This window comes from Rhizobium sp. Leaf306, assembly GCF_001423425.1.
GTDB lineage: Bacteria > Pseudomonadota > Alphaproteobacteria > Rhizobiales > Rhizobiaceae > Neorhizobium > Neorhizobium soli.
The window spans coordinates 667,060-681,146 of record NZ_LMNX01000002.1; the positions used below are offsets into that span (position 1 = coordinate 667,060).

The following is a 14,087-nucleotide window of genomic DNA, read 5'->3' on the forward strand; positions in this document are numbered from 1 at the left end:
ATGACGATCAAGCCAGGCTCTTCGCTCTCCCGCCGCGGCTTTCTGGCCGGCGCCTGCTGCGCCGCTGCCGCACCCGTGCTGACACCGTTCAGCGTTGCGGCTGCTCCTGGCGAAAGCCGGTTCGTGACGATCATATTGCGCGGAGGGATGGACGGCCTGGATCTGGTGCAGCCCTATGGCGATGCGGCTTTCGCCGGATTGCGACCGACGCTCGGTCTGACGCCCGGGACCGGACTTGTTGATCTCGACGGATTTTTCGGTCTCAACCCGGCGGCGTCGGCATTGATGCCGCTCTGGCAGGAGAATGCGCTGTCCTTCGTGCACGCGGTCGCGACGCCCTACCGCGACGGGCGCCGTCATTTCGACGGCCAGACAATGCTGGAAAACGGTGGTACCGACGCATCGCAGAAGAGTGGCTGGCTCAACCGGACGCTGGCGGTCATTCCGCGCACCGACGGCCGCAAGGCGCTCGACATCCATACGTCGATGGAACTGATCCTGAGCGGGCCGAACAAGGCCGACAACCGTGCGGGAACGGGCGACGTGGAGATGGCGCAGGACGAGATCGGCTTTCTCGATCGGCTCTACGCAGCCGACGCGCCGTTTGCCGCGGCGATGGAGGAGGTCAAGCGGACGGGGTTTTCGGCTGGCGGGTACCGCCAGAAGCGGAACCGCAGCGTCGTCGACATGGCGCGGCTTGCCGGTGGCATGCTGCGGGAAGACTACCGGATTGCCAGCTTTTCGATCAACGGCTGGGATACGCATGTGGAGCAGGCTAGCCAGTTCGGATCGGTGGCTGGCGAGCTTGCCGCTGCCATCGTCGCGCTCAAGGACGCATTGGGTGCTGACGCCTGGGCCCGCACGGTGGTGCTGGCCGTCACGGAATTCGGACGTTCCGTGCGCGAGAACGGCACCGGCGGAACCGATCACGGCACCGGCGGCGTTGCCGTTCTCGCCGGCGGTGCGGTGTCGGGTGGGAAGGTGATGGGGACCTGGCCCGGTCTTGCCGAGGACAGGCTTCTGGATGGCCAGGATCTGATGCCGACCGGTGATGTGCGCGAGATCGCCGCGGCCATGCTGCACAAGCAGTTCGGCATTGCGCCGGACAAGCTGACGTCGCGCGTCTTTCCCGGGCTGTCCTTCGACAGGTCCTCCATCTATCTTCAGGGGTAACTGGCTATCTACAGCGATAGACCGGCTAGCTAAAGGGATAGACTAGGGCCAGTCCGAGCCGACCGTTATTCTGCCGGGACGGGTCTTGGCTTGCCGTCGTCTCCCAGCGCCACCATGACGAAGGTCCCGGCCGTTACCTTTTCCAGCATCCGGTAGCGGGCGCGCTGGGCCCAGGCTTCGACATTCAGGGTGATCGAACTCGTGCCGACGCGGGTGATCTCGGTGTAAACGTTCAACGTGTCACCGATCTTGACGGGGAGCTGGAATGCCATCTCTTTTACGGCTGCGGTCACCGTGCGGCCATGGGCCCGCTCGGTGGCGCGGATGCCGCTGGCAAGGTCCATCTGGGCCATCACCCAACCGCCGAAGATATCCCCGGCTGGATTGGCGTCGGCCGGCATCGCAAGTGTGCGCAGTGTCAGTTCGCCGGTCGGAGAGGCAGGTTGCGGCTGTTCGGTCATTCGTCACGTCCTTGCTGAGTCTGGTATCTGTTGAGACCAGACTAGAGCGAAAGACGGGTCCGGCCCACCCTTGTTTTGGATTGGAGCAATGCTCCAGCAACATGGCTTGGATACATGCCGCTTTGGTGCGTGCGCACCCAATCCGAGTAAGTGTTTCCGCCGCTTACATGCTTTACGACCTGCTAACCCTCTTCACCTAAGCTCCGCGCAGTTTTACTGGAGGGGGAAACTATGCAGCGTATCGCTATTTCTTGGCGTCTCTACAGCCTTGTCGTCCTGTCGCTCGTCATTCTCGGTGGCGCGATGGTGTTCAGCCTGTTTCAAAGCTATCGTTCGTCGGAGCAGGAGCGCAAGGCGGGTCTTGCCCAGATGAACGACAACGCTGTTGCCATCCTGAAGAAGTACCAGGGTCTCGAAGCTGCTGGCACGATGAGCCGTGACGAGGCGCAGGCAGCCGCCAAGGCCATCATCAGCGCCATGCGCTATGGCGGCGGATCGGGGTATTTCTGGATCAACGACATGCACCCGACCATGGTGATGCATCCGATCAAGCCGGAACTGAACGGATCGGACCTGACCCAGAACAAGGACCCCAACGGGAAATTCCTGTTTGTGGAATTCACCAATGTGGTGAAGGCAGGCGGTCAGGGCTTTGTCGACTATTACTGGCCAAAGCCCGGTGCCGCCGAACCGGTCGAGAAATACTCGCATGTCATCGGCTTTTCGCCCTGGGGCTGGATCGTCGGTACCGGTGTTTATACGGACGACCTTCAGGCGATGTTCCGCCAGGACGCGATGAAGTTTGCCGCCATGTTTGCGGGTGGTGCGGTGCTGCTGCTTGCCGGCGCCTGGTTTGTGGTCAGAAGCGTGACCCGACCGATCCGTCAGGTAAAGGGCGTGCTGACCGCGATTGCGGCCGGCGAGACCGACATGGCGGTTCCGTGCACGGCTTATCCGAACGAGGTGGGCGAGATGGCACGTGCCGTCGAAGTGCTGCGTAACAGCGTCGAAGAAAGTGCGGCACTTCGGGCACGCGAGGCCGATCAGCAGCGTGCCATGGCGACGGAACGGTTTGAAAGCGAGCGCAGCAGCGGTGCTGCGGCCGAGAGACAGGCGCGGGCGATCGGCGAGCTGGGATGGGCGCTGGAGGCACTTGCCGCCGGCAACCTCTCCGTTTCGCTCGGTGATATTGGCGCTGATTATGCGAAGCTGCGGCGCGATTTTAATGCGGCGGTCGAAGCGCTTCACAATGCCATCGCTGCAATTTCGGAAACCGGCCATGTGGTGCGCGACAGCGCTTCCGACATTTCCGGCGCTACCGGCAACCTTGCCAAGCGGACCGAGCAGCAGGCTGCGGCACTGGAAGAGACGGCCGCCGCACTCGACGAGATCACCGCGACAGTCGGAACTGCGGCAGAGCGGGCTCGCGAGGCACGCGTCATGGTCGCCGAGACCAAGGCAAGTGCCGGCCGTTCCGGAGAGATCGTCCGCAGCGCGGTGGATGCGATGGGCCGTATCGAGGCGTCGTCCAGCCGCATCAGCCAGATCATCGGGGTCATCGACGAGATCGCCTTCCAGACCAATCTTCTGGCGCTCAATGCCGGCGTCGAGGCGGCACGGGCAGGTGAGGCGGGTCGCGGCTTTGCAGTCGTTGCGCAGGAAGTGCGCGAACTGGCGCAGCGCTCGGCCAACGCCGCCAAGGAGATCAAGACGCTGATCAGCACCTCGGTGCACGAAGTCGAGACCGGCGTGGCGCTGGTGCGCTCCACCGGTGATGCGCTGGTGGAGATTGCGGTGCTGGTCGAAAAGGTCAACGCCCATGTGGATACGATCGCGACGACCGCGCACGAACAGTCGGGCGGGCTGCGGGAGATCAACGCGTCGGTCAACCACATGGACCAGATGACCCAGCAGAACGCTGCCATGGTGGAGGAGACGACCGCTGCCAGCCAGACGCTGGCCGACCAGAGCCATCATCTCCAGCACCTGCTTTCGACCTTCCGGCTGAATGGCGGGGCCGACAGGGACAATCGTCAGCCGAACCGGGTGCGCGCGGCCTGAATGCCTGGCGTGGACACGCCCGTCCGCAGCTTGCGGGCGGGTGTTTTCATGAGCAGCGGACATGCCATCGTCAGCACAATCGTGCGGGTGAGCTTTGCGGCAATCGCGCTGCCCGCATGAAATGACCTTGAAACCGCCTCGATTGGGCAAGGCTTCGTTTACTGAATCTTCCTAGAATTTACGCTTGTGTTGTTTCGGCACCAGAGGGTGGCAACTGGTATGGCGTATGCGCTTCTGAAGAAGCAGGCCCGACGGATGGCCCCGAAGACCTTTCTGCGCAAAGCCGTAGCGCTGCTGATGGTCTCGACCATGCTTGCCGCCTGTTCTGCCGGTGATCTCGTTCCGCCTGCCACGATCGACAAGGGAACGCGCGTCGGCGCGATCCAGCCGACAGCGCCGCTGCCGCCCGACACGATCGCCCAGTCGCCCTACCAGACGAATTCAGGTTACCAGGCTGGTCCTTCGCCAGCCGCTTCGGTCGGCATGATGAATGCCCCGGTTGCCTCGAACACGGGTTCGAATGGCGGGGGACATTATCTGCGCGCGCCTCAACCGATGCAGTCAGCCTCGCTGGCGCCGCCCGTATCCTCCTCGCCGCTCGGGCAGGGCAGCATGCCGACGGCCGCGTCCGAAGAGGGCGTCAACATGGATAGCGAGCTCGGCTTCGATCCGGACGAGAGCGGTGTGACGGGCCTTGCGGAAGAGCAGGACAGCGATATTGCCGAAGGCGTCGGCGACCAGCCGGTGGTCGACGGTATCGGCACCGACAATCCGCGTGCACTGAGTGCGAGACGCCAGCCGATTTCCAACGTCGAAGATGATCGTGTCATTGTGCCGCCGAAGCGTTTCGGCGCGGGCGCGCGCGATGAAATGATGAATGACGGATTGGCCGGCGGTAGCCAGGTCTGGGGCGACCGTTCGCCCGTGACGCCGCCGAGCCGTGCGCCGATTCGCAGCCAGCAGGTGGCGATGCTGCGTCCGAACAATCCAACGATCCAGTCGGGTCCGATGAGCGAGCCGGACAAGCCGTTTCTGCGCAACGTCATGCCGCAATCGGAAGTGAGCTGCCGGGCGGAACTGCGCCGGATGGGCGTCGAGTTCCGGGATCAGCCACGCATCTCCAACGGTCCGAGCTGCGGCGTCGACTACCCCGTGAAGCTTTCCGGTCTTTCCGGCGGCATCGATGTCAAGCCGGCGGTGACGCTGAACTGTCAGGTGACGCTCGCCTTCGCCAAGTGGGTGAAGAGCGAACTCGCGCCATCGGCGCGCCTGCGATACCTTTCGGGTATCCAGAAGATCCAGCCGATGGGTGGCTATTCCTGCCGTCGCATGAACAATTCACGGCAGCGCTACAACCCGATGTCGGAACATGCCAAGGGCAACGCAATCGATATCGGCGCCATCGTCCTCAAGAACGGTCACGATATCAACGTGCGCAAGAAGGGGCTGTTTTCCTTCCGCGAGGGTGCGCTGCTCAAATCCGTGCGGACCGACAGCTGCAAGTATTTCAACACGGTGCTTGGACCCGGCAGCAATGCCGAGCACTGGAACCACTTCCACTTCGACCTGCGCCCGCGCAAGGGCGGTCGGCGCTACTGTAGCTGACGTCCACGCTACGGTTGCTGACGCCGAAGCCCGCAAAAAAAAGCCGGCTCGGGGTTTTCACCCGGAGGCCGGCGAAATGGAGAGGGCTCGCGGGGGGAAGCCTGTCTCCCGGTAGGAGACCCGCCTTTGGCTGAGGCGGGGTGATGCGGCAAGCGAAAGAAAATGCTGAAAAGGATCTGGTGATAACGGCCGACCGGCTTGGTGTTGCGGCACTCCAGAAACCTGGAACCGGGCGTCCATTGCTTGCCTCTGCGCAATCATGCTGTCAGAACGTCACGGGAAAATGACAGCGGCATGCAGAATCCAGTTTTTGAGCGCTGCCTTCGGAGACGAACGATGCAGCCTCTCATGCCGCCGCTGGCAGACCTTTTGCCTTTCATCGCAGCACTTCTGGCCGCCGGCGTGCTGGCGGGACTTCTTGCCGGTCTGTTCGGGATCGGTGGCGGTGCGATCCTGGTGCCGATCTTCTTTCACGTGTTCGGCCTGTTGGGAATTTCCGATGCGGTGCGCATGCATCTGGCGCTCGGCACCTCGCTTGCGATCATCGTGCCGACGTCGATCCGCTCCTTCATGGCGCATCGAAAGAAAAACGCCGGTGCTGTCGACATCGATCTCCTGAAGGGTTGGATCATTGCTGTGCCGCTCGGCACGATGATTGCCGCCGTCGTCGCGGCATGGTCGTCCAGCACCGAGCTCAGGATCATCTTTGCCGTCATCTCGCTGCTTCTGGCGCTTCGGATGATCTTCAACCGGGCAAGCTGGCAGCTGGGCGACGATCTGCCCAAGAACCCGGTCAAATTCCTTGTTGGCACGGGGATCGGCATTCTCTCTGGGCTTATGGGCATCGGCGGCGGTGTCATGAACAACACCTTCATGACCCTCTATGGCCGCTCCATCCATCAGGCCGTCGCGACATCATCCGGCGTCGGCGTGCTGATTTCGCTGCCGGGCCTGATCGGCTACGTCTGGGGCGGATGGGGTGAGCCCGGTCTGCCGCCGTTTTCCACCGGCTACATCAACTGGATGGCGGTGGCTCTGCTGATCCCGGTGACGCTGCTGATGGCACCTTACGGCGCAAGGCTGGCGCACGCGCTTTCGAAGCGGCAGCTGGAATTCGGTTTCGCGCTGTTTCTGGTGGGAATTTCGATCCAGTTCTTCTTAAGCGTGTTTGCCTGACACCATTGGTCGCGAAATCCGAACGCAATATTCGACCACCGGGGGATGGTTGCACGACGCGTTGAACCTATATTCGTGGCAATCCAGAAAATACTTTCCCCATTCAAGTCTCCCAGCGAGTAACAATGACTTCTATCGTTTCCATCCGCCAGCTGACCAAGACCTACGGTAATGGTTTTCAGGCGCTGAAGGGCGTCGATCTCGATATCGAGGAGGGCGAAATCCTAGCGCTTCTCGGCCCCAACGGCGCCGGCAAGACGACGCTGATCTCGATCATCTGCGGGATCGTCAACCCGAGTTCCGGAACTGTCAAAGTCGGCGGCTACGACGTCGTGAAGGACTTCCGCAAGACCCGTTCGCTGATTGGACTGGTGCCGCAGGAACTCACCACGGACCAGTTCGAAACCGTGTGGAACACCGTCTGCTTTTCGCGCGGCGTCTACGGGTGCAAGCCGGACCCCGCGCTGATCGAGAGGATCCTGAAGGACCTCTCGCTCTGGACGAAAAAGGACAGCATGCTGCGCGAGCTTTCCGGCGGCATGAAGCGGCGCGTGCTGATTGCCAAGGCGCTGTCGCATGAGCCGAAAGTGCTGTTCCTCGATGAGCCGACCGCCGGCGTCGACGTCAACCTGCGCCGCGACATGTGGCTGGTGGTGGAAAAGCTGCGCGAAAGCGGCGTCACGATCATTCTTACCACCCACTATATCGAGGAGGCGGAGGAGATCGCGGACCGGGTCGGCGTCATCGATGGCGGCAGCCTTCTTCTGTTGGAGGAAAAGGCAAAGCTGATGACGAAGCTCGGCCGCAAGCAGCTGCGGCTGGAGCTTGCAGCACCGCTTTCCGCGCTGCCGGAAAGCCTGGAATCCTACAATCTGACGCTGTCCGACGATCGCACGACGCTGATCCACGACTATCAGGGCGAGGAAGCGCAGGACAGTATCGCCTCGCTTCTGGCGACGCTTGCGCGGGAGAACATCCATTTCCGCGATCTTTCCACGCGGCAAAGCTCGCTGGAGGATATTTTTGTGGCGCTGGTGGCTGAAAAAGCGGGAGAACGGGCATGAATTTCGAAGCCGTCAAATCGATCTACTATTTTGAGATGGCCCGCATGCGCCGCACGCTGCTGCAAAGCGTGCTGTCGCCGGTCATCACCACGTCGCTCTATTTCATCGTGTTCGGCACGGCGATCGGCTCGCGTATCCAGACCATCGAAGGCGTGTCCTACGGATCGTTCATCACGCCGGGCCTGATCATGCTGACATTGCTGACGCAATGCGTTTCGAACGGCTCGATCGGCATCTACTTCCCGAAGTTCACAGGCACGATCTACGAGATCCTGTCGGCGCCGGTGGCGATGACGGAGGTTCTCCTCGGCTATGTGGGGGCAGCGGCGAGCAAAGGGCTGATCATCGGCCTGATTATTCTCGCGACCGCGTCCTTCTTCGTGGAGATCCGTATCGCCCATCCATTCATGATGATCCTCTTCCTGGTGCTGACGGCGATCACTTTCAGCCTGTTCGGCTTCATCATCGGCATCTGGGCGAAGAATTTCGAGCAGTTGAACGTCGTGCCGATGCTGGTCGTGCCGCCTCTGACGTTTCTCGGCGGCAGCTTCTACTCGATCGACATGCTGCCGCCCTTCTGGCAGGCGGTCAGCCACCTCAATCCGGTCCTGTATCTGGTCAGCGGTTTCCGCTGGAGCTTCTACGAAATCGCCGACGTCAATCCGATGATTTCGGTCGGCATGATCGCGCTGTTTCTGGTGATCTGCCTGTCGGTGTTGGGCTGGATGTTCAAGACCGGGTATCGGTTGCGGAACTAACCGGCTCAGCCGGTCCGCACCTGGCAGCCTCCACTCAAGAGACCCTCACAGAAACGCCCGCAACATTGCTGTTGCGGGCGTTTCTTTTGCGCGTTGGTTCGGGCCTGTCTAGCCCAGTGACAGTCGCCGACGTTCGCCGCGGGCGGCCATGACCGAGGTGCCGGCGAGGGCGGCGAGACCGAGGAAGGAGATCACCGCGATCGGTCCCTGTGTTTCGATCAGGATGCCGCCGAGGACGGCACCGCTGGAGATCGCGATCTGGAAGGCGGGGATCACGAGCGCACCGGCGCTTTCGGCTTCGTCAGGGGCGTGACGCACGACGAAACTCTGGATGCTGACCGGGAATGCACCGAAGGCGAGGCCCCAGAGGGCGATTGCGACAGCTGAGACGACAAGCGATGCGCCGCCGATCGCCAGTATCAGGGCCGATACGGCGACAAGGCTTCCGAAGATCGTCACCGACAGACGTGCACTGCGTTCCGAGACAATGCCGCCGAGGATGTTGCCGACGAAGCCTGCGATGCCGTAGCCGAGCAGGATCAGCGAGATCGTTTCGACGTCAAGCTTCGGCACGCGTTCCAGGAACGGCCGGATATAGGTGAAGCCGGCGAAATGGCCTGCAACGAAGAGAAGGATGGTGAAGAGTGCGGTGCGGATGGCCGGACGGCGCATCAGGGCGGCGAGCGTTCCAAGACCTGCATGGCCGGTCGGCGGCAGGGCGGGCAGGGTGAAGGCCTGAACGGCCAGTGCGACCACGCCAACGGCTGCGGACAGGTAAAAGGCTGAGCGCCAGCCGAGCGTTGAACCCAGCCAGGCGCCGAGCGGAGCGGCGCAGACGGTGGCGAGCGAGACGCCGGCCATGATGATGGCCATGGCGCGCGGCATGCGGGCCGGCGGCACGAGGCGCATGGCAAGTGCTGCCGACATGGCCCAGAACCCGCCAAGGCCGATGCCGAGCAGGACACGGGCGGCCAGCAGCATGACGATGTGGTTGGCGACTGCCGCCAGCAGGCTCGACAGGATCAGAAGCGTGGTCAGGGCGAGAACCGTCCAGCGCCGGTCGATATTGCGGGTGCCGATGATGACGCCGGGCCCGGCGATGGCTGCAATGACGGCGGTCGTCGTGATCGACTGGCCCGCAACGCCGGTGCCGACGCCGAGATCCGCCGACAGCGGCGTCAGCAGGCTGACGGGCAGGAATTCCGCGGTGACAAGGCCGAAGACGCCAAGCGTCAACGATATGACAGCTCCCCAGCGCGCGGGTGTGTCGTCGGCCTGCGGCGACGTGGCTCGTTGGACGCTCATATCCATTGGTGTAGACTCCTGACTGAATGATGCGCCCTGGATAGGCTTCACTCGCCGGATGTTCCATGCTAGATAATCCGATATGCTTGATCATTCGTCCAAACTGACATCTGACCTTACGTCCGATCCGCTGACCGAAATGTTGCGGGGGCTTCGCCTTGATGGGGTCGACTACGGTCGCTGCCGTCTGGCCGAGCCGTGGGGAACGGCGTTTCCGGCGCAGGATGCCGCGCGGTTTCATTTCATCAAATGCGGCCGGGCGATCATCAAGACCGAAACTGGCAACTGGCAGGAGTTGAAAACCGGCGATGCGGTGCTGATCCCGCGGGGCGAGGCGCATGTTCTGGCGAGCGCTGCCGATGCACCCACCCTGCCGTTCGAACACTACGGCCGCAAGGAAGTCTGCACCGGCATCTACGATCTGAAGTGCCGCAATACTTCCGAGAGCGGCGGTACGCTGGTGTTCAGCGGCTCCCTTCGCTTCAACGTCGACCGGCTGCATCCGCTTTTGCAGATGATGCCGGAGACGATGCTGACCAGCGATCTTGCCAAGGATGACCCGGCCATTCCGCATCTCCTCGAGGCGATGACGCGCGAAGTGGATATGGACCGAGTCGGTGCCGGTGGCATTCTGGCGCGATTGGCTGACGTGCTGATGGCAACGATGATCCGCACCTGGGTTGAACACGGCTGCGGCGAGACGCGCGGCTGGATCGCAGCCGTTCGGAGCCCCGATGTCGGCCGCGTGCTTGCGGCCATCCATCTTCAGCCGGAACGCGACTGGAACAATGTGGAGCTGGCGCGGCTGATGGGCATCTCCCGCTCGGGCTTTGCGGAACGGTTCGCACGCGTCGTCGGCGAAACGCCTGCGCGGTATGTGGCGAGGGTGCGGATGCACCAGGCCCGGCTGTGGCTGAAGGACGGGATGCGCGTGGCGATGGTTGCCGAGCGGCTGGGCTATGACGCCGAGGCCTCGTTCAGCCGCGCCTTCAAACGTGTGATCGGCGATCCGCCGAGCCATTATCGCAACAAGGCCGATCCGGTCCGAGCGCTGGCGCCCCTTGCTGCGGTGTCCTTGGTCGCTGCCGAGTAGGTTTGGCAGCGGAAGCCGCTAATCCTTTAGCCTCAGCTCATCGGACTGCATCTGCATCGAGCTGAGTGTGGAGAGGAAGGTCATGCCGAGAAGGCTTTCGTCGAGCCTGCCTTCTTCCGCCACCATGGCGCGGACATCGCGCCGGACGATCGGGCCGATCGAGACTTCGCTCAAACGCACCGGCGCTGCCTGGGCGCGGCCGTTGGCGGTCATGACAGTTACCGAGTAGCTCAGCGCCGAAGGATCAAGGCCGATGCGGCGTGCATCTTCGTAGGTCAATACGATGCTGCTTGCACCGGTATCGACCAGCATCGGCAGGACCTTGCCGTCGACGCCGACATTGGCTTTGAAATGGTCGCCGAGCGTCTTGTGGATGACTACTTCGCTGCTGCCGTCGCTGGATGTGGTGACGACCGCGGTGCCGGGCAGCAGGCCTGCCGTCATGCGGGCGCCAAAGCTGCTGAAGTCGTTTCGGTAGAGATAGCCCGCAACCAGCGCCATGATGATGACCAGCCAGATGGCAAGCTGGCGGGCAACGGTTCCGAGGTTGCCGCGGCGGCCCTGCAGGACGCCGGCGGATAAAAGTGCGGCGATCGGGATCAGATAGACGAGGCTGCCGAAATCCTCGTTGGCCATGCCGAATGTGCGGCCGCTGTCGTGGTTGTAGACAAGCAGCGCCAGACCGGCACCGAGGATGAGGAGGACAACGGTAAAGCCGTTCATGCGGTTGTTGTTTCCTTCCTGATCTTGGCGTCTGCGGTTCTCTTGCGACTGACTTCCAGGAGCTTGACGGGGTCGACGGTATCGAGCCGTGTCGGCAGCAGGTCCATCAGCTGAATGCGCTCGTCATCGGTGAAACCGGTCCATCCGGCTATCTCGTTGCCAGTGCGGCCGCAGCCGACGCAAAAGCCTGTTTTCAGGTCGATCGAACATATCAGTGTGCAAGGCGAAATCATCGCGTCCATATCGTGGGTTCAAAGGCCGAGAGCAAGGGCCGATAACAGGGCGATCTCGCAGAGTTGTTGTGTGGCGCCGATCGTATCACCGGTATGCCCGCCCAGTTTTTTCGCGACGTAGCGGGTGAAGCCCCAGGCGGCGGCGGCAGACAGGGCAAGCGCGATCAGCGCATGCAGCAGGCCGAAACCGGGTATGAGCAAGACAAGGCCGGCGGCAGCGCCGATCATGAGCGCGAGATTGCGGGCGGCGTCGTCGGGCATTCCGGCACCGGCTGCGACCCCGTTGTTTCTTGCAGGGGGCAGGGCACGCCAGTGGGCAACCAGCAGTGCGCGGCTGACGGCGGCGCTGGAGAGAAGGGCAAGAGCCGCCGCTTCGGGGGAAAGCCGCGCAATGCCGGCCAGTGCTGCGGCGCGCAGGCCGAAGGAGAGGATCAGCGCGACGACGCCGTAGGAGCCGATGCGGCTGTCCTTCATGATGAGGAGCGCATGATCTGCATCGCGTCCGCCGCCAAGACCGTCGGCGGCATCGGCAAGGCCATCTTCGTGTAGCGCGCCGGTCAAGAGGGTGATCAAGGCAAGTGCGATCAGGACCGGCAGGAGCGTATCTCCAAGGGTCGACTGGATGCTGCAGAGGGCCAGCAGAAGTAGAGCGGGGAGAAACGCGATCAGCAATCCGGCGACCGGAAATGCGCGCACGGCACGTGACACCGTGCCGTCATAGCCGGCAAAGAAGCGATCCGGCACGGGCAGGCGGCTGAGGAACCCTACCGAGCGGGCGAGATCTGCAACGAAGTGGTTTGCGTATAGCAGTTTGTCTCTCCTGGCTTTGTGAGGCCTGTTTTGAGAATGGGTTTTTCGGCAGCAGCCTTTTTGACCTTGTCCCGTTCGACCTGACCTTGTCGCGTCGCTGATAGCCGATTATGTGAGGGCGCATAAAATATGATTTGCTGAATGATCAATCCCTACCCGATCCAGCGTCAGAAGACGATACCGCCCGAAAAGACCGAAGAGAGTTTTCCATGAGCATGACCGGCCTGCCGTTCGACGATTTCCGCACCCTGATGCAGAACCTCCCCGGTCCCGATGCAAGGGCATTGGTGGCGGCCCGCGAACGCGACGCGCAACTGACCAAGCCGGCGGGCTCGCTCGGACGTCTTGAAGAGATCGCCTATTGGCTGGCGGCCTGGTCTGGGCGGGCGCCGAGCGTCACGCGGCCGCTGGTGGCGATCTTTGCCGGCAATCACGGTGTCACCAGACACGGGATTACGCCGTTTCCCTCGTCGGTGACGCAGCAGATGGTCGAGAACTTTGCGGCCGGCGGTGCGGCGATCAACCAGATCTGCGTCACGCATGATCTTGGTCTGAAGATATTCGATCTGGCACTGGATTATCCGACCGGCGACATCGCCACCGAAGCGGCACTTTCCGAGCGCGACTGTGCAGCGACGATGGCGTTCGGCATGGAGGCGATTGCCGGCGGCACGGATCTTCTGTGCATCGGCGAAATGGGGATCGGCAACACCACGGTTGCGGCCGCGATCAATCTGGCGCTCTACGGCGGCGAAGCGGAAGACTGGGTTGGACCCGGGACCGGTTCGCATGGCGAGCTTCTCGCCCGCAAAGTGGCGGTGGTGAAGCAGGCGGTCGAGTTCCACAAGGAGCATCTGTCGGACCCGCTGGAAGTGCTGCGTCGCCTCGGCGGGCGCGAGCTTGCAGCGATCGCCGGCGCTATCCTCGCGGCGCGGATGGAGAAGATCCCCGTTCTGCTCGATGGTTATGTGGTGACGGCTGCGGCCGCTATCTTGAAGGCGGCCAATCCGTCGGCGATCGACCACTGCCTGATCGGCCATGTCTCTGGTGAGCCGGGGCATCTGAAGGCCATCGAGAAGCTCGGCAAGACGCCGCTTCTGGCGCTCGGCATGCGGCTGGGCGAGGGTACCGGTGCAGCACTCGCGGCCGGGATCGTCAAGGCGGCGGCGGCGTGTCACACCGGCATGGCGACTTTCGAGCAGGCCGGCGTCAGCAACAAGGACTGATGCTGGATGGAAAAGACGCCGCTGGACAGCAATATCGAGAAGGCGGCGACCTTTCGCAGGATCATCGCCTCGTTCCGGTATTCGATGCAGGGCCTTGCGAGGCTTTGGCGCGAGGCGGCGTTCCGCCAGGAGGTCTACGCCTTCCTGATCGGGATCGTTATCTTCGCGGTCGCCGGCGCCGGCTTTGGCGACTATTTCATCTTCATCATCCTGATGCTCGTGCTGTTTTGCGTGGAAGCGCTCAACACGGCAATCGAGGAACTTGTCGACCGGGTGTCGCCGGAGATTTCGGTTGTCGGGCGGCACGCGAAGGATCTCGGATCCTTCGCCGTGTTCTGCCTTCTCTGCGCCAACGGCCTGTTTGCGCTCTATGTGGTGGTGAAGCAGATCTGGATCTGA

At 62.6% G+C, this 14,087-nt stretch carries 14 protein-coding genes; 9 read left to right on the top strand and 5 right to left on the bottom strand.

Features of this window, described 5'->3' with window-relative positions:
- Positions 1–1,173, top strand: coding sequence for a DUF1501 domain-containing protein (locus ASG19_RS10995; protein WP_062456445.1), 1,173 nt, complete (start codon positions 1–3; stop codon positions 1,171–1,173).
- A gap of 65 nt (positions 1,174–1,238) precedes the next feature.
- Here the strand turns inward: ASG19_RS10995 and ASG19_RS11000 are convergent, their stop codons facing one another.
- Complete coding sequence (locus tag ASG19_RS11000) at positions 1,239–1,634, bottom strand: acyl-CoA thioesterase (RefSeq protein WP_062456448.1); 396 nt, start codon at positions 1,632–1,634, stop codon at positions 1,239–1,241.
- Between the two features lie 231 nt (positions 1,635–1,865).
- Here ASG19_RS11000 and ASG19_RS11005 point away from each other — a divergent pair, with 231 nt between their 5' ends.
- From ASG19_RS11005 to ASG19_RS11025, 5 genes are all read left to right on the top strand, one after another.
- Complete coding sequence (locus tag ASG19_RS11005) at positions 1,866–3,695, top strand: methyl-accepting chemotaxis protein (protein ID WP_062456451.1); 1,830 nt, start codon at positions 1,866–1,868, stop codon at positions 3,693–3,695.
- 255 nt (positions 3,696–3,950) lie between these two features.
- The gene (locus ASG19_RS11010; RefSeq protein WP_062458001.1) at positions 3,951–5,300 is read left to right on the top strand and encodes an extensin family protein; all 1,350 of its coding nucleotides are present in this window, start codon (positions 3,951–3,953) and stop codon (positions 5,298–5,300) included.
- A 348-nt stretch (positions 5,301–5,648) separates the two neighbouring features.
- Positions 5,649–6,476, top strand: coding sequence for a sulfite exporter TauE/SafE family protein (locus ASG19_RS11015; RefSeq protein ID WP_062458004.1), 828 nt, complete (start codon positions 5,649–5,651; stop codon positions 6,474–6,476).
- A gap of 125 nt (positions 6,477–6,601) precedes the next feature.
- Entirely contained in the window at positions 6,602–7,540 is a 939-nt protein-coding gene (locus ASG19_RS11020) for an ABC transporter ATP-binding protein (protein ID WP_062456454.1), read from the top strand.
- Positions 7,537–8,298, top strand: a complete 762-nt coding sequence (locus ASG19_RS11025) for an ABC transporter permease (protein WP_062456458.1) — start codon at positions 7,537–7,539, stop codon at positions 8,296–8,298. Before ASG19_RS11020 ends, ASG19_RS11025 begins: the two co-directional genes overlap by 4 nt.
- Positions 8,299–8,406: 108 nt before the next feature.
- Here the strand turns inward: ASG19_RS11025 and ASG19_RS11030 are convergent, their stop codons facing one another.
- Entirely contained in the window at positions 8,407–9,603 is a 1,197-nt protein-coding gene (locus ASG19_RS11030) for an MFS transporter (RefSeq protein ID WP_244474071.1), read from the bottom strand.
- A gap of 82 nt (positions 9,604–9,685) precedes the next feature.
- Between ASG19_RS11030 and ASG19_RS11035 the strand changes: the two genes are divergently transcribed.
- Positions 9,686–10,696, top strand: coding sequence for an AraC family transcriptional regulator (locus ASG19_RS11035; protein WP_062456466.1), 1,011 nt, complete (start codon positions 9,686–9,688; stop codon positions 10,694–10,696).
- Between the two features lie 18 nt (positions 10,697–10,714).
- Here the strand turns inward: ASG19_RS11035 and ASG19_RS11040 are convergent, their stop codons facing one another.
- The 3 genes from ASG19_RS11040 to cobS are packed head-to-tail and all read right to left on the bottom strand — an operon-like array spanning position 10,715 to position 12,462.
- The gene (locus ASG19_RS11040) at positions 10,715–11,419 is read right to left on the bottom strand and encodes a TIGR02281 family clan AA aspartic protease (RefSeq protein WP_062456468.1); all 705 of its coding nucleotides are present in this window, start codon (positions 11,417–11,419) and stop codon (positions 10,715–10,717) included.
- A complete protein-coding gene (locus ASG19_RS11045; protein WP_062458007.1) occupies positions 11,416–11,652 on the bottom strand; it encodes a DUF1289 domain-containing protein in 237 nt (78 codons plus the stop codon). Before ASG19_RS11045 ends, ASG19_RS11040 begins: the two co-directional genes overlap by 4 nt.
- A gap of 18 nt (positions 11,653–11,670) precedes the next feature.
- Positions 11,671–12,462, bottom strand: coding sequence for an adenosylcobinamide-GDP ribazoletransferase (gene cobS, locus ASG19_RS11050; protein ID WP_062456471.1), 792 nt, complete (start codon positions 12,460–12,462; stop codon positions 11,671–11,673).
- Positions 12,463–12,671: 209 nt separating this feature from the next.
- Here cobS and cobT point away from each other — a divergent pair, with 209 nt between their 5' ends.
- On the top strand, positions 12,672–13,688 hold the full coding sequence (gene cobT / locus ASG19_RS11055; RefSeq protein ID WP_062456473.1) for a nicotinate-nucleotide--dimethylbenzimidazole phosphoribosyltransferase: 1,017 nt from the start codon (positions 12,672–12,674) through the stop codon (positions 13,686–13,688).
- Positions 13,689–13,694: 6 nt separating this feature from the next.
- On the top strand, positions 13,695–14,087 hold the full coding sequence (locus tag ASG19_RS11060) for a diacylglycerol kinase (protein ID WP_062456476.1): 393 nt from the start codon (positions 13,695–13,697) through the stop codon (positions 14,085–14,087).

Coding starts and splice junctions, on each gene's coding strand:
- ASG19_RS10995 (WP_062456445.1), top strand. CDS start 1: ATGACGATCAAGCCAGGCTCTTCGCTCTCCCGCCGCGGCTTTCTGGCC.
- ASG19_RS11000 (WP_062456448.1), bottom strand. CDS start 1,634: ATGACCGAACAGCCGCAACCTGCCTCTCCGACCGGCGAACTGACACTG.
- ASG19_RS11005 (WP_062456451.1), top strand. CDS start 1,866: ATGCAGCGTATCGCTATTTCTTGGCGTCTCTACAGCCTTGTCGTCCTG.
- ASG19_RS11010 (WP_062458001.1), top strand. CDS start 3,951: ATGGCCCCGAAGACCTTTCTGCGCAAAGCCGTAGCGCTGCTGATGGTC.
- ASG19_RS11015 (WP_062458004.1), top strand. CDS start 5,649: ATGCCGCCGCTGGCAGACCTTTTGCCTTTCATCGCAGCACTTCTGGCC.
- ASG19_RS11020 (WP_062456454.1), top strand. CDS start 6,602: ATGACTTCTATCGTTTCCATCCGCCAGCTGACCAAGACCTACGGTAAT.
- ASG19_RS11025 (WP_062456458.1), top strand. CDS start 7,537: ATGAATTTCGAAGCCGTCAAATCGATCTACTATTTTGAGATGGCCCGC.
- ASG19_RS11030 (WP_244474071.1), bottom strand. CDS start 9,603: ATGAGCGTCCAACGAGCCACGTCGCCGCAGGCCGACGACACACCCGCG.
- ASG19_RS11035 (WP_062456466.1), top strand. CDS start 9,686: ATGCTTGATCATTCGTCCAAACTGACATCTGACCTTACGTCCGATCCG.
- ASG19_RS11040 (WP_062456468.1), bottom strand. CDS start 11,419: ATGAACGGCTTTACCGTTGTCCTCCTCATCCTCGGTGCCGGTCTGGCG.
- ASG19_RS11045 (WP_062458007.1), bottom strand. CDS start 11,652: ATGATTTCGCCTTGCACACTGATATGTTCGATCGACCTGAAAACAGGC.
- cobT (WP_062456473.1), top strand. CDS start 12,672: ATGAGCATGACCGGCCTGCCGTTCGACGATTTCCGCACCCTGATGCAG.
- ASG19_RS11060 (WP_062456476.1), top strand. CDS start 13,695: ATGGAAAAGACGCCGCTGGACAGCAATATCGAGAAGGCGGCGACCTTT.